Source organism: Candidatus Zixiibacteriota bacterium (genome assembly GCA_018820315.1).
Taxonomy (GTDB): Bacteria; Zixibacteria; MSB-5A5; order JAABVY01; family JAHJOQ01; genus JAHJOQ01.
Genome location: JAHJOQ010000055.1, coordinates 1 through 15,813, shown reverse-complemented (window position 1 = coordinate 15,813; position 15,813 = coordinate 1). Strand labels below are relative to the sequence as shown.

The 15,813-nt window shown below is 52.1% G+C and carries 10 protein-coding genes; all 10 read left to right on the top strand.

Annotated elements, in window-relative coordinates; all coding sequences use genetic code 11:
• Positions 1–280, top strand: a 280-nt coding sequence (locus KKH67_04745) for a hypothetical protein (protein ID MBU1318488.1), incomplete at its 5' end; no start/stop codon positions are given.
• A 572-nt stretch (positions 281–852) separates the two neighbouring features.
• The gene (locus KKH67_04740) at positions 853–1,818 is read left to right on the top strand and encodes a DNA cytosine methyltransferase (protein ID MBU1318487.1); all 966 of its coding nucleotides are present in this window, start codon (positions 853–855) and stop codon (positions 1,816–1,818) included.
• Between the two features lie 8 nt (positions 1,819–1,826).
• On the top strand, positions 1,827–5,153 hold the full coding sequence (locus KKH67_04735; GenBank protein MBU1318486.1) for a DrmE family protein: 3,327 nt from the start codon (positions 1,827–1,829) through the stop codon (positions 5,151–5,153).
• A gap of 502 nt (positions 5,154–5,655) precedes the next feature.
• Positions 5,656–8,988, top strand: coding sequence for a helicase (locus tag KKH67_04730; protein MBU1318485.1), 3,333 nt, complete (start codon positions 5,656–5,658; stop codon positions 8,986–8,988).
• 17 nt (positions 8,989–9,005) lie between these two features.
• Positions 9,006–10,853 (top strand): DUF1998 domain-containing protein, encoded by a 1,848-nt coding sequence (locus KKH67_04725; GenBank protein ID MBU1318484.1) that lies wholly within the window; start codon positions 9,006–9,008, stop codon positions 10,851–10,853.
• Positions 10,854–10,958: 105 nt separating this feature from the next.
• The gene (locus tag KKH67_04720; GenBank protein MBU1318483.1) at positions 10,959–12,056 is read left to right on the top strand and encodes a restriction endonuclease; all 1,098 of its coding nucleotides are present in this window, start codon (positions 10,959–10,961) and stop codon (positions 12,054–12,056) included.
• A gap of 136 nt (positions 12,057–12,192) precedes the next feature.
• On the top strand, positions 12,193–12,585 hold the full coding sequence (locus tag KKH67_04715) for a very short patch repair endonuclease (protein ID MBU1318482.1): 393 nt from the start codon (positions 12,193–12,195) through the stop codon (positions 12,583–12,585).
• 5 nt (positions 12,586–12,590) lie between these two features.
• Positions 12,591–12,803, top strand: coding sequence for a hypothetical protein (locus KKH67_04710; GenBank protein MBU1318481.1), 213 nt, complete (start codon positions 12,591–12,593; stop codon positions 12,801–12,803).
• A gap of 73 nt (positions 12,804–12,876) precedes the next feature.
• Positions 12,877–14,196 carry a hypothetical protein gene (locus tag KKH67_04705; protein ID MBU1318480.1) on the top strand — a complete coding sequence of 440 codons (1,320 nt, stop codon included), beginning with the start codon at positions 12,877–12,879 and terminating at the stop codon, positions 14,194–14,196.
• A gap of 717 nt (positions 14,197–14,913) precedes the next feature.
• Positions 14,914–15,813, top strand: a 900-nt coding sequence (locus KKH67_04700) for a hypothetical protein (GenBank protein MBU1318479.1), incomplete at its 3' end; no start/stop codon positions are given.

Genomic DNA, 15,813 nt, shown 5'->3' with positions numbered 1-15,813 from the left:
GTCATTCACTGTCCAGATGAATCGCACCGAGGCGCTGGATGCGTCAAGAGCCGCTGTTCGAGAGACGAAACTGACTCTGCCGCGTCATCAGCCGATCATCGAGGAGTTTGCGCGGCACATGGCCTCTGATGCGAAGATATTGGAGGAGAACGAGGAGACCGGAGTCAAGAAATACAAGTATGTCCGCACCGGCGCGGATCATTTCAGCCTATCATTCACCTACGCCTGGCTGGCCGCATCCAATCAGCGCCGCCGAGCAGGCACCTGGGGCAGAAGATAGAGCATGCATATTGTGAGGTTCCAGATTTGCGACATTGCTGTCCCTCTATGTCATCTAGCTGACCACACAGATACAGATGACACTTCTGTTAAGTATATATGTTGCAGGCGAGTAGCCTCAATTACAATTACAGTCAAAGAAAAGGGACGCCCTGACAGCACATCAGGACTGCTAATGGTCGCCGCCTTGGTGCTGGGGATAATGAGATTCTTTTCACACCAAACACGAGATACTAGTAGCAGTATCTCTTCTCATATGTCTGTATCACCTGTGAATTATCACTTGCTCATCGAATCGCAAATGTTTACTATCTGACACATAAGCAAATAAAGTATCTTCAGCCGTCACGAAGAGGAAAGAACGAGGGGAACGGATACTCATGACTTCTCGGATTCAGCAGAAAGAAGTCTTGCAGTTTGCCACGATTCTCTGGATGCTGAGATGATCAGACAGGGGTGCTTGAAGCTGTCTCAAAGATCTTACGACAAAGTCGAGACAGTGGTGTGATGCACGAAGTGGTTGTATGGTAGCTATTAGGAATCCGCGAGTACGATCCTATGAATAGCAGGACAATTCGAATGTTTGATATGTTCTGTGGCGGAGGCGGCAGCTCGCGCGGTGCTGTGTTAGCTGGAGTGACACCTGTAGCCGCACTGGACATGTGGAAACTGGCAACGGATACATACCAGATGAATTTCTCAGATGCGACCATTTACCAGATGAAGGCTGGCTCGTTATCTCCGGCCCGTATTGTCCGTGAGGTGGGAAAGATCGACTTGCTTCTTGCATCACCAGAGTGCACGAGTCATAGTGTGGCCAAAGGGAATAGACCTCGTTGCGAAAAAAGCAGGGCCACGGCATTTGAAGTCATTCGCTTCGCTAAGGTACTTAGACCGCGCTGGCTCGTCGTTGAAAATGTAATGCAGATGCGGCTTTGGCATCGCTTTGACGAGTGGCATCGCAAGATCAGAGCCATCGGCTACAACACCAGTGTCGGTGTTCTCGACGCTCAATACTACTGCACTCCCCAGTCCCGTAGGCGGCTGTTTGTTGTCGGAGACCTAGAAGACATGCCATCACTTCCAACGCCCGGGCAGCGCACGCAGAAGACAGTAAACAGTATCTTAGGGCGTGGAGAACCAAACGACGGACCGTGGTCATTCTCTCCGGTCATCAGCCCGAATCGGGCCAAGGCAACGATTCAACGTGCTCAGCGGGCAGTTGAAGAACTCGGCGATGGTGTTCCATTTATCATGGTCTACTATGGCTCGGACGGAGCTGGAGGATTTCAGGCGCTTGACCGTCCTCTGCGGACCGTTACAACGCTGGATAGGTTTGCGTTCGTCAGACCGAACGGCAGTGGATACGAGATGCGAATGCTGCAGCCGCCCGAGCTTGCAGCCGCGATGGGATTTCCCGGTCACCACGTCTGGGCTAGATCGACCAGAAGAGAGCGAATCAAGCTGATTGGCAACGCTGTCTGTCCACCCGTAATGCGGGCTGTTGTGAAGGCACTGATAGATAGAGCAAGGGGTTGAGCTTTGTAATGGGTTATCAGCTGACATACGCGGATAGGGAACTCTTGCTCCAGACCTTCGACGCTCTGAAAGCCGAATGGACCGGCAAAGACGAAGAACTACTCGCCGCTGCGTGCGACTGGGCGAAGGGACTCGTTCCAAGTTGCGGTTTTGAGCATTCCTTGGTGCGAGATGTTACAGTCCTCTCTCGATATCTTGTTGCCCGTAGCGCGGACGAGGATGTGGCAGACATTGCCCGCGGCGGTCTTCTCTACGTTTTACTGGCGAATCAGCGTCGTGCATCGAAACTCGGCGAGCTCGGACTGCTGGACGAAGCTTTTATGTCCAGTTACGCGGTCCACGAAATCCGCACCCGTCTTGACGAACAATCAACGTATAACCCTCCACGATTGACCCAGGATGAACAGAGGCACGCTGAAAACTTGTTTCTCGAGTTTGCCGAGCAGCACGTCTTGAGTGACGACGATCTGATCGAACAGTCCCGAATCGCTTGTAATGGACTGGCAAATCTTGCTGCGTGTGGCTTATTCCAGAGACTGACCAGGAACATCGACTTTCTCATCTCCGTGGTCTCACGATCAGATCGGAGCCCAGATCACCTATGTTTCGCACGCGCTGCTCTGAGTTATCTGATATGTGATGAAGACGCCATCGACGATCGACTTGGGATTATCGGCTACCTCGACGACAATTATGTTGCTCAGATGGCCGTAGACCTGATTGAACCGGCTCGCGACCCTTGGCTCGATATGCTTGACGCAACGGTGGGTATCCTGCCATTTATGAATTCCCTAGTAATTGATGATGGCAGCGGCAGTCGTCCCATTTCTGAGTATATGATCATCAACTCGGCGCTTTCATGCGAAGAGTTACGTAAGAGCCAATGTAGTTCGACAGTTCTTATAGTACCCGTTGCTGGTCCCACGCCATTGCTCCTTGGTTTCATCGCGACGCTTGGGTTGATTCAACGTTCAGGACAACGCGACGTGACAGAGGATACTTTCTCTGTCGGGCAGAAGGTCCTTGTGGATAACTGTGCTGTTGCTGAGTTCGCTGGTGTGAAAGATGTGGCTGGCAGCCGGCGATTCGGGCTAACTCAGTATCGTCGTCACCTCGGTCATATCTCAAAGTCCACCCATTTCTGGCCCATCTCATACTTGCGGAGACTTATTCCGGCAGGTTGCTCGAAGTCTACACGTGGGGAGCTAATCTACGATTTGAACAAGAGCAACGCTGTCTTGCCGGCCATGGAGTACCTATTCAATTCAAGCAAGACCGCGCATCTTGCATCCGTTTCCAGAAAAGTGCTTGTCGTAACACCGGTAGCGTCTGCCCATGATCTCGTTAGACGACTAATTCTTTATGGTCATGCGTTGAAAGAAGTCGTCCCAACAGGCCATCTCACCGACAACACACTCAAGTCATGGTCGACTCGCTTTGGTGACCAGGAGCCGTTGCTGCTACTTGTATCAGATCTGGACGCCGCCTGTGTCTTCGCGGAAGAGAACCGCGACTCCATTGATCTTGTGGTTATTGATGCCGAAGGACGCAACTCAAAGAAAACTGCCAGTATGCGAGAAATGCAACATCTGGTTCCACGGGTACTCATAGTGACATCAGAAAAAAACGCAGGTGAGCTGTCTATTGCCAATGATGGGTCATCAGCCGTTTGGGAATGGAACACTGACGATTTTTCAGCGCTACTGTGGCCAAAGGTCACCTCATCCGGCCATGATGGAACAATCGCACGTTACGAGAGCCGGTTGCAGATCCTATCGTCGACCGTTCCTGTAGTCGAATGCCTCTCCTGCCCAGAGGCTGATGAAGCCCTTGAATCGATCCGAATTCTGCAGTCGGTCGCGAGGCAGCGCGGAGAAGAATCTATAGCAGAGCTCAATGAAATTGTCGCGTTGGCCTTTGGCGTCGGGTTCAGGTTGTTGCGCTCTGCGACTTTGCTGAAAAGCGATATCACTTCGATCTCTGACATTGAGCAGAACTTGACGAAGCTCAGCACATTGCCACACGTATCCCCCTTCTTGTCTGAAACTGAGAGAAAAACAGTGAGCGAATGTCACAGGCTGCTGAAGCGCTTTCTCGATGTACTAAAGTGCAAGAATCCCAAGGCAACGGCGCTGCAAGAATTGTTGTATTCAAGGCCACAACTGATGGTCATCTGTCCAGATGTCCGAAATCATGCTGATCTTAGACAAGCTTATGCGGGCACCGGAACTCGAGTAATGCTTGACCACGACGATACAGACGATTCGGCAAAGAGAGGAGCTCTCGTTCCTGGATGGTTCGGCAAAGACCGAATGGCAGCTCTTTTAATTCCACCTGTGGCCGAGCCGATCATATTGGTGTTGTATGATATCGAGCGCCGATGGTATGAGTTCTTCCGTAATGAACGGCATAAGCACCGACTGGATAGGGCCAGAGTCACGAGCCGCTCTGATGTCTTTCCTGGCTTTAGAGGATGGACTAAACAGCTTCTCCCGCAGTTTGATACCGCGGGGACGCCTGCGGACACCGGAACAGACGGGTTAGAGGCTATACAACAATATGTGCGTGCGACGTACCGCGAGCGTGCCTACAGTGCTGCAAAATCCGACGGAACCGAAACTGAAGTCCGGGCATTCCTTGTATTCTTTGAAGGTGATGCCTACGCATTTCTGCGGGAGTCGTTCAAAGCAAATGTGGTCACGCATTTGCTTGATGCCGTAATTGAGGACGATGAGAATAGCGATCTAGACATCAATCGTAAGACGGTCAGGGACCTGCAGGTCGGCGATGCCGTTCTATTTCATCGTCGGTCAAATTGCGATGTGGTCCGCTTGGCCGCAGACGAAGAACTGCATGACAACGAGCGAGAAACGGCCACACTCTGGCGAAACGCGCTGGTAGACTATGCACAACATCAGCATATCGACTCAGAAGAAGTATGGCGACTTCTCCAGAAAGCAGGTTGTCCATTGCACTACCAGACCATCCGTGGCTGGATGGAGGACGACGAAATGATCGCCCCTCGTCGGTACGACCGCGATGTTCGGATTATCGCCAAGTTGACTGGCGACAGACAACTCAACGAGAGGCTTGAAGCAGTACTTGCTGCTATTCACGTCGTCTTCGGTGCACACCAGCGAGCATCGCGCAGATTGGCGCGTCAGGTGTTGCGTCGAGCAGTGACAATTCTTAGAGAAGATGGTTGTCAATCGAAGCTTATCGAGATTGAATCCGATGTCGTATTAGTGCGCGTCCTTGAAATCGATGACTCAAGTACCCAGGTGCGTATATCTATCGCCAACCATTTGCAGGAATTCGACCAGTGGCACGTATGATCCCAGCAACAGTTCATCCTATGGTACGAATTGTTACCGAAAAATCCATGCTCGTTGCCATCACGGGTGCACAGGTGAGCAGACTTCAAGCCGTAATAAAGTGTCTCTACAGTGAGGGAGTACTACCTGATCGTATCACTGTTCTCTCACCTCTTGGCACTGACCGGTGCTGTGCTACTTCTGTCCTTGAGCCCCGGTTTGTCCCAGTGGGTCGGAATAACGTGTTGGAGATTGAGTGTGGAAATTGTGCTTCAGCTACTAGCTGTACAATTTCAGCGTCTAAAGGGTTCGAAAATGACGTCATTATTCTGACTGACGTCGAAAACCTGGATCTTGAATGGTGGAGCTCAATTATATATGTTGGAATGATACAAGCTCAGGTTGTTCTGCCCGTGCTCCTTAGCGATTTGCTTGACGATATCTATATGAGGCTCGGCTACAGCAGTAGATAGAAGAGCACAAGGAAGAGCCAGCGAGCGTCGAATAAGGGAAACCAGAAGCCATGACACATGAAGAAGCCTTCAGACAACAGTTGATATATTGCCTCCACCGCGAACTGGTCGGACCGCCTTGGCAATTGGCTACTGGAGAATCTGAGGCGGCCGTCAGCCCAATCGCGCAGCCGGATGAAATTCTGCAGGAGTCTCCTGTTCAGAGATACTCTGCCGGTGTGTTGTTTCCAGCTAGCCAGCAAATAATCGAGATAGAAGATTCTGAAATAGCGGACGAGCAAGCCGAGGCAGAGGAGGACGAGCCGGCGATCGTAGCCGATGAAGAGGTGCCAGACTTGGACAAACCAAGCAGGGGCGACGACGCGATCAGCTATGTCTATGACGAAACAGTCCGGCTTGCCAATGAATTCTTCCCGGCTGCAATTGGGTTGACGTTTATTGCTGAGATGCCGAACCAAGGCTTGCTTATTCGAGCACGCGCGGCTGAGTACAGGTCGAAGAAGCCAGCGGACCCAGATTCAAAACTGCGGGAATGGCATCGGTTCGCGCTGGATATCAAGCCGGTCACGCTCCAGATACCGCCAAACACGGATCATGGACTGCAGTCGTTCGACCTTACGGGGCACTTGCGATTGCGCACCATCTATCATCGCCGCCGAAACGGTTCATTTCTCATCACTGTTTCGATACTCAACACAAGAGTAGCCACAGGCGACAGGTTCCCGTCTGGTGCAGATTGCTACTTCCAGACGGAGTTTGACGTGACAGCACCAAACAACGAGTATGTATTCCATGAATATTGCGCTTCTGCTCGCTCGTCAAGAGATGCTGAGGATGTCTCACTGGAACTTCTCTATCGCAATCGTACAGCATTTGCAGCTGGCCACGGGTGCGCTGCCAACTGGGATAATGAACTGGACGGCAAAACGAAACGGATCACAACGTCCACTGTACCTGCATTCAAGGTCGCGCCTGTTCAGCCACGAGAAGGAGACGGTGATGAGCTGAGCATGTTCTTCCTTGCTGGCGCCGAAGGTAAGGTCGAGCGTGAGGAAATCCCGCGGGCACTTGAGAATCTTGTCCGGGAGTATAATGCGTGGATCGAAGCTCGTGAGGCAGACGTCGGTGCATTGTCAGATCGCCTTCAAGACGCTGCCCGAAACAATCTGGACCTCTGTCGTCAGTGCTCTTCCCGGATTAAAGCTGGTATCGATCTGCTTCGCTCCAACAGCACGATGCTAACTGCGTTTATGCTGGCAAATCGAGCCATCCTCATGCAGCAATACCACTTTCGGCGGGACAGGCGTTCCCTTGCTGGTACATGGGAGGACCTGCCGGCGAGTTATGAGCCTAAGAATTATAAAGAAGGGCGATGGCGTACGTTTCAGGTTGCATTCATCTTGATGAACCTCCCATCGCTCACCAAACAGGAAGACGGTAGTGACCATCCTGACCGGAAGCTGGTAGATTTGATTTGGTTTCCCACCGGTGGGGGTAAGACAGAGGCATATCTGGGCTTGGCAGCGTGCGACATATTCCTTCGACGGCTGATCAAACCCGCCAATGCGGGTTGCACTGTGCTGATGCGATACACCTTGCGCTTGTTGACGGCCCAGCAGTTCCAGAGAGCAAGTTCCATGATCTGTGCATGTGAACTGATCCGCCGTCAGGACCTCTACGCTCTGGGAGATGAGCCGATTACCATCGGCCTTTGGGTTGGACAGTCACTGACACCAATCCGTCGAGCCGATGCCATAAAGGCGGTAAATGCCCTTGCGAACAAGCAAAGACAGGCAGAGAACCCGTTTCAATTGTTGAAGTGTCCCTGGTGTGGTACAGAGCTCGACAATCGAGATAATCTAGGCTACCTAGCCCATCCGAATCCCAAGACGGTCATTTTCAAGTGCCCGGAATCGCGCTGTCCTTTCTCAACGCGACGTATGCGGCTTCCAGTTATGGTCATTGACGAAGACATCTATGAATCACCTCCCACGCTCATAATCGGGACGGTAGACAAGTTTGCGATGCTGGCTTGGTGGGGTGATACAGGCAGTATTTTCGGCCAGGGCACAGAGTACGATCCCCCTGATCTTATAGTCCAGGATGAGCTGCATCTCATCTCTGGCCCGCTGGGTTCAGTCGTCGGCCTATATGAGAGTGCTATAGACCTCCTCTGCTCACGGACTGGGCGAGGCCCAAAGATCGTGGCATCGACTGCCACTATTCGCCGCGCCCCTCAACAGTGTCAGGCTCTGTATGACCGGGATACGTTTCAATTCCCTCCACAAGGATTAGATATTTCCGACTCGTTTTTCTCAGTGGAGAATCCGGAAGCGCCTGGTCGAATCTATACAGGCGTATTTGCGTCCGCCGCGCCATCATTTGTGACCGCGATGATTCGCACATTGAGCTCTTTGTTCCAGTCATGCAAATCAATTCCGCTTCCTGACGGGGCAACTGAAGCGTGTCGGGACCCGTTCTGGACTGTTATTCAGTATTTCAACAGCCTTCGTGAATTGGGTCACGCTGCTACTCTGGTCGAGGCTGACATACCGGAGTATATGTGGGCAATTGCAAGCCGGGATCACATTCCGAAGGAACTGTGTCGCCGGCATCTTTTCAGCGAGGAACTTACAAGCCGCCGAACAGCGGACGAGATCCCGAGAATACTTGAGAGACTTGAAGTGAGATTCCCACACAAATTCGAAGATGATCAGTATCCCTTGGACACTCTGCTGGCGACGAATATGATTTCTGTTGGCGTTGATGTGTCACGTCTCGGTCTAATGGTAGTTGCTGGTCAACCGAAAACGACATCCGAATATATTCAGGCGACCAGCCGTGTAGGTCGGTCTGACGAGGCGCCAGGCTTGGTCATAGCGATGTATAATCCAGGGAAGCCCCGAGATCGGTCACACTACGAACATTTCCGGGCATATCACTCCTCCTTCTACAGGTTTGTTGAGCCCACAAGTATTACACCGTACTCCATTCCGGCGTTGGATCGGGCTCTCCACGCAGTGTTGATAGTAATAGTGAGACATCTGGCCTGTGTGGATAGTCCTGACAAGATTGATCCATCGGCGAGGACAATTGATGAAGCAATTGAATACATCCGCGCGCGTTGCGACCGTGCCGATCCCGAACACTCAGAGCTAGTTGTGAATAAACTGCGTGCCCTATTGAAACAATGGGATGAGTTCAGACCCGGCACTTGGGGGGGCTTCGGAAGACCACCTGAAAACCAGCCTTTGATGTATCCAGCTGGTACGGAGCCTCGGATAGAATGGGATGTATCCTGGCCGACGCCAACATCCATGCGGAATGTCGACGTGGAGTGCCTCGCACGAGTGGTTTCTACGTATCCTCGTGCGAACGATTGAGCAAGGAAAAGTAGTCGATGGCAAGAAAATCAGTACGGAGATCCCAGGCAGTCACACCATTCGGCATAGGTGCCTTGGTGGACTTTCGCGGTCAGAGTCTTATGGCCGCTGGCTTGGACGTCTGGCCCAATCAGCCTGAGTGCCAGATTCACGATGACCGTCTGGCGAGGCGGCTTGACGTGGAATACTTCCGCTCTCCTCCGCCCCCTCCGGAGGATGGCCACCAGGGCGCATACCTTCCCTTCGTAAGGTTCCCGCTCTGGCACTTCTGTCCACGGTGTCGTACGATGAAACGTACGAATTGGAACGACGCTTTCCCACCACGCTGCGACAGCATACTTCCACCTCTGCGTACCGGTGCTCCGCCCTGTGCGACGCTGCCAGAACGAAGAAGATGGCGCATGGTTCCGCTACGTTTCATTATAGTCTGCGAGAACGGACACATCGACGACTTTCCCTGGATTCTCTGGGCACATAGTAGACCTGGTCAGTCACTAGTTGATGCTAATGTATGTAGTAACCCGTTACTACGTTTCAACTATACCGGCAAAGCGGGATTAATGGGATTGTTAGTTAAGTGTGAAAGCTGTAATGCCAAGGCGCGGTCATTGATGGGGTCAGCAGGACCAAATTCACTCAAAGGCTTGGCATGTGAGGGAAATCGACCTTGGTTGGGACCACATGGCAAAGAAACATGCTCTTCTCCCAACCTTCCACGGATGCTCCAGCGAGGAGCAACTAACCTCTATTTTCCCAAGATCGCCAGTTCCATTCTCATCCCTCCGTTCAGTGACCCAATCCGTAAGATCGTGGACGACGCTCACAACTGGAGTGTGTTGACGACTGGTGTCGAGGAGGGGGGATCAGCTGACCAAATGCGGCTTCGAGTCTTCGCAGAGATGAAAAAGCTGGACTTTCAACATCTAAAAGAGGTTGTGACACAGAAACTAACTGGTGTAGGATTGGGCAGCAGTGCGCAGACTGAAGAGGAATTCCGTTTATCCGAATACTGGGCTATGTTAGAATCTACCGGTACTTCTGACCAGGAGTTCGTCACTGTAAAGCCTGACATGGACGATTACGATGATCTAGTCTGTGAGTACATTGACCAGATTGTATTGGTAGAGAAGCTGGCGGAGACAAGAGTGCTTACTGGATTCTCACGGATTAACCCACCACCATACCGGGAATTCGACCAGGGTGATAAGTCACAGTTGAGCCTTGAATCGAAGTCGTGGTTGCCCGGTGTCCGGGTCTATGGTGAAGGCATTTTCTTCACACTAAAGAAAGCCAGAATCAGTGGATGGCTCGACGTGACCGATAGGAGGCGTTATGAAGAAATCTTTGCCAACCACAAGCGAATTTACGCCAAGCTTGGCCGAAAGCCACGGGAGATCCATTCCAAGTTCTTCTTGTTGCATACGCTTGCCCATGTTTTGATTCGCAGGCTGAGCTATGAATGCGGATATGGAAGTGCATCACTTCGGGAGCGCATTTACTGCTGGGAAGGTGACAAGCGCGAAATGAACGGTGTACTGATCTACACGGCGGCAGGAGACAGTGAAGGTACAATGGGTGGTCTCGTTGAACAAGGGAAACCGGGCCGGTTCGAGTTGTTGCTGCTTGGCGCACTCGAGGATGCCCTCTGGTGTTCAACTGATCCGCTATGCATCGAAAGCCATGGTCAGGGTATCGATTCGTTGAATCGCGCTGCCTGTCACGCTTGCGCCCTTCTGCCGGAAACCAGTTGTGAGGAAGGGAATCGCTTCCTCGACCGTGCGGCGCTGATTGGCAAGCCAGATGAGTCTTCGTTGGGATTCTTCAGCTCAATCGTTCAAGAAATGCTGTCTGGAACTATTGACTAAGGAGAGGAGCGCTTATTGGGTACAGCAAGGCGTTTTACAATAAAGGAACTTACAGATGCTGACCTTATTGTAGATGCGATCTATGAGGGCGGTCGATCTGGCAAGATGAACGCAGATCCCATGCCGAAGCTGATTCAGGGTGTCGGCAACCAGGGCGGATTTCGCTACCTAGGCAACCTCAATACACCGCGCCTGATCGTACTGACGTCAAGCTTCAATGACCCAGACTGGCCGGACAACCTGGATCGAGAGACCGGCATTTTGACATACTATGGCGACAACAAACGACCTGGACGTGCGCTTCATGAGACTCCCCGTAACGGAAACCTGCTGGTCAAAAGTATGTTTAACGCGATTCATGCTACTCCCCATCAGCGTGCTCAAGTAGCGCCCATACTGGTTTTCGCCAATGCTGGTACGTTCCGCGACATGGTCTTCCTCGGGTTAGCAGTTCCAGGAGCATCGGAATTGACAGCTATGGATGATCTCGTTGCGATCTGGAAGATTGCTAACGGACAGCGGTTTCAGAACTACAAAGCATCACTTACAATTCTGAATGTACCTTGCGTCTCACGCGACTGGCTAAATGACATCAAGATGGGCAAGCCCTTGTCAGAGAACTGCCCAGATCCGTATCGGCATTGGATTCAGAAGGGTGTCTATCTGCCGTTGAAGGCGGAGAGCTCTGTTGAGCACCGGAGCAAGAATGAACAGATTCCCCAAACTGACCAGTCACTGGCGATACTTCGCGACATCCACGAATACTTCAGTGATTCGCCGGTCGCTTTCGAAGCGTGTGCTGCGAATATAACCCAATTGATGGATAAGAACTTCTTCTCTTTCAACCTCACGAGGCCAAGCCGCGACGGTGGAAGAGACGCTATTGGCCGTTACCGCGTCGGGCACGGTGCTTCGGCGATTTTTGTAGATTTCGCCTTGGAAGCCAAATGCTATGACCTAACGAATTCGGTCGGTGTCAGGGAGTTGTCGCGCTTGATCTCTCGGCTAAGACATCGCCAATTCGGGGTAATCGTCACGACTTCATACTTGAACTCTCAAGCTTATCGCGAACTGAAGGAAGACGGGCATCCTGTCATTGTGATAACAGCTGCAGATATAGTCGATATACTTGCGCGAGCAGGTATTACCAGCCGTGATAACGTAAGTCGTTGGCTTGAGTCATCTTTCCCTAAGCAACGGTAGCAGAGTACGTGATCGCAAGGAAAACGTGAATGTGAAAGAAGAGGTTCATGGAAAGAGACGATCTCGCCGCAAGGCCGGTCACCGCTCATGGGCACCGGGCAATGCTCCCGTTCCCGGAAGTCACCACGGTGATATCATGTCAGCGGAAAAACGCAGCAGACTTATGTCGCGAATCAAAGGAAAGAATACCAGTCCCGAGAGGGTTATTTGTGCCCGCCTCCATCAATCTGGGGTGTCTTTCTCCAAGCACGTGAAAGACCTACCTGGACGGCCTGATATTGTCTTCCATCAGGCAAAGGTTGCGGTCTTCATTGACGGGGATTTCTGGCATGGTTGGCGATTTCCCCTGTGGGAGCACAAACTGGCAGAGACATGGAGAGTCAAGATTGCTGCAACAAGGGAACGTGACCAACGAAACTTTCGTAGGCTACGCGGGCTCGGCTGGAAAGTCTTGCGGATTTGGGAACATCAGGTGGAGAATACGCTCAAGGAGTGTGTGGAACGGATATTGAAGGCGGTGGAAGATTGACATAAGTGTCAATTGGGATGCCGGTCGAGATGATCATTGACCAGTGGAAACCATCGCAGAAGAGGTATCATTTTGAGACATTCTGCTACGGGCCGAAAAGCTGCTCACTTTACCGGGCAGGTGCGACCCGCAAAGTGCCCGGTCGTCGCGGCATGACCTGGGAAGAAGAAAATTGGGTCGACGAGGAAGCCACGTCACACCGGGGGCCGGGCGAATGAAGGCGAGGTTCATTGCAGGAATGGTAGAAGTACAAATGGCCCGCGCCCTGGCCATTCCATTGAAGGAGCACAGATGAAATTCGTATCTCCTGATTCCATCACGTTGAGCCGAGCATACTTCACGGAATTCGACCGAGTGACATATTCGCAGGTTGCTTGGACCGAAGCGGATGTTGAAGCTATTCGTCGCAACATGGAGCGTAAACTCAAGCTTGTTGCTCTCATCAAAGGGCACGTCGTTATCGCTGCTTCGCATCTCCTCGAATCAGAGTTGGCTCATGAGGTGTTGTTCCTACATCCCAAGCTTTTCTCCACACGGGTGATTGTGCCGGCTCTCCGTTCGGAGTTCACCGGATTTGAAAGCTTCCTCGAATCAAAGTTGGCTGAAGGGAAGGAATCGGCCCAGTACGAAGGTGATGCGCGCCGAGACATGGCACAGATGCTAGACTCGCAGGTATCCATGGCAGTGAAATGGGAGGTCGATCAGACTTCGGGCTGGTTTAAGGAACGCCTGCTTACGGACATGACGGATGAACAAAGCTTACTTCGATCCTGCCTACGCGAGAGGGGGTCTATCATTCCTCCAAGTCTCGTTTCTCGAATCGACAGCATCCCCAGGCTGAGCCGTCAGGATGTGTATGTATCCGCAAAGGAAACGGGTGATAAAAACTTGTGGAACATTGTCTGTGAATATGCGGACTTTTTGTACTATCTCACCGGTGCCAGGGCTGTGCGTTCGGAAGGGGTTCTACCACAAGAGAACCTGATGGACTTCAGCCTCTCCGATCTGGCAGGCGGTCGCACACACTTGTCCGAAACAGAGGTGTTTTTCAAAGTGTTCCTAGACTTGGTCAAGGCTGCAACGCACACCCATTTCCCGCTGGATGTTTTGGATACTCTGTCGATAGACGATGTTCTGGACCTTCATTCATTGGCCGTCGAAGATAGATTCGTGGATAAGTACAATGCAATTCAGGAGAAGACAAAGACTGGGCTGACCATCCGCGACCCGGAGCGCTTGGTGCTGCTGATGGAGGAACTGGAGGAATTCGAGCGGCAGCTTCATGATGAGTACGGAATGGCCATTGAGAAAGAGTTACCACGATATCTTAGAGATCGGAAGAAGTCCAAGGCTGCGGAGTTCCTGAGCGCAACGGCGTCTCTACTGATATCCCCTTGGAGTATTGCCACCAGTGCCAGGGACATGGTGATCTCGGGGCTGGAACTTGCAGGCTTCGGACAGATCGCTACCACAACAACGCGCCGAGTCCAGCGGGGCCTAAAAGCGTGCTCTCGTCTGGTGGACAGAACAGCAACCGAGGGTAAGCCTATTCTCCTGGGATTCGTCAAGCGGATGCAAGAGCGATATGCGGAGAAGATGTTGGGAGCGTGACTAACTGAGCATCTCCTGGGAAGAGGAAGACTGGGTTGACGAGAATGCCCCATCGCACAGGGGACCGGACGATTGAAAACCACAGAAGTCAAGACGTCTTAGCGGCATAAACGACGCTGAGGGAACCGGAATTGATGTCATTTCTTGCCCTAATCGAGCGGCCTCTCGCCACATCCTGCTGACATGCTGTTGATGTTAATAGGATTACGGTTAACGGCGGGAGAATGAGAGCACATGAAAGCCGTCATGTCCGTCGTTGCGTTCGGGGACGGCTTTTTCAACAAGTCCTCAGCTGTGGTGCACCAGGCTCCTTCAAGAGTTACAAGGGCTGGTCTGCCTCACAGCTGCCGGACCTGACGAGAACATGCAGGTTCACTAGAGGCCTCAAAAGCGTCTGAGTGCAAAGGGAAATCACCAGCCGAGTCAGAGTGAAATGACCACGAGAGAAGACTGGGGCGATGTGCCAGGCTGTCACGGAGTGACACCTTCCCTCGGAATCACATGGCACCTTCGCTCGGAATCGAGTAGCGGAATTGCTCGGAATATGCATCAGGCCGCTTGCGTGAGATGGTGCATTTAAGTACATTGACGGTGGATCAACTTAGGGGAGCGTAGATTGAGATGCGTCACTCCGATTCCGGAAACAAAAAGAGGTTTGATACAGAGGAATTGAGACGTTTGCTAAGGATGTTCTGGCTTTCCGTGGAGGATGGCCCGATGTCTCCCGTCATCGATTCGACTGTGAAGGCATACGCTTATGGGTTTCCGCTGGCGATAGTGCACGAGGTCGGACCAACTGCACCCGTGTCGGAGACTCTGTCAGCGTTAGGCGTGAAACACACAGTGCATGTGAGGGTTCCCGACCCTGAGCCACCATTCTTAAAGGTGGATTTATTTCCGGGCCCGAATTACAGCCCATCGCTGCCGGATGAATCCACAGGTATTCGGACTGTGCATGTCCCGTCCATGTCCGAACGTTTCAGTGACTTCGAGATGCTTGTGCCGTGCATCCTCAGTCGCGTGCTGGCTGAGTTGAATGCATTCCGACCGACAAGAGTATCCGGAGTCGAGGGGCTTTTTCTTCTTGTACTGTCGTACCTTCTGAAGTCACACAAGTTTACAATGACCAATATTATTAGAGATGCTGTGATTGATGCAGACGGTGGTGCAGTTGCGGTCCCGTGTGATTTCCCGAGTTTAAAGGACGGCGGGGCTTTCTACGGATGGATGCAGCAACTGCCACCAATTCCGCCACTGTATATTGGCATCGGGGATGACAGTGACTGGAAAAGAGAAGCCCTCTCTGCGATAGACCACTGGTTCAACCGTGAGGCGTCGATAGTCTATCATGATGATAGGATCATCGATCACATTGTCAAGCATGGTGATTCGGTGGCACTCCCGGTGGAGCAGGACTTTCGATATATGAAGAGGGTGGTGACTTTTGATTTGAAAGACGTTGGCCTTGCGGCGAGGAACCTTGCCGCACTTGTTTCCACCCATGTCTTCGCTGGGGGTAAGGCGAGAACGGTGCTCAGGCTGAGGCTCTCAGGCAAGACAGAAGGCTCAATTCGCCGTAGTTTGCATTTCCAGGATAAGGCCAAGTACCGTCGGTTC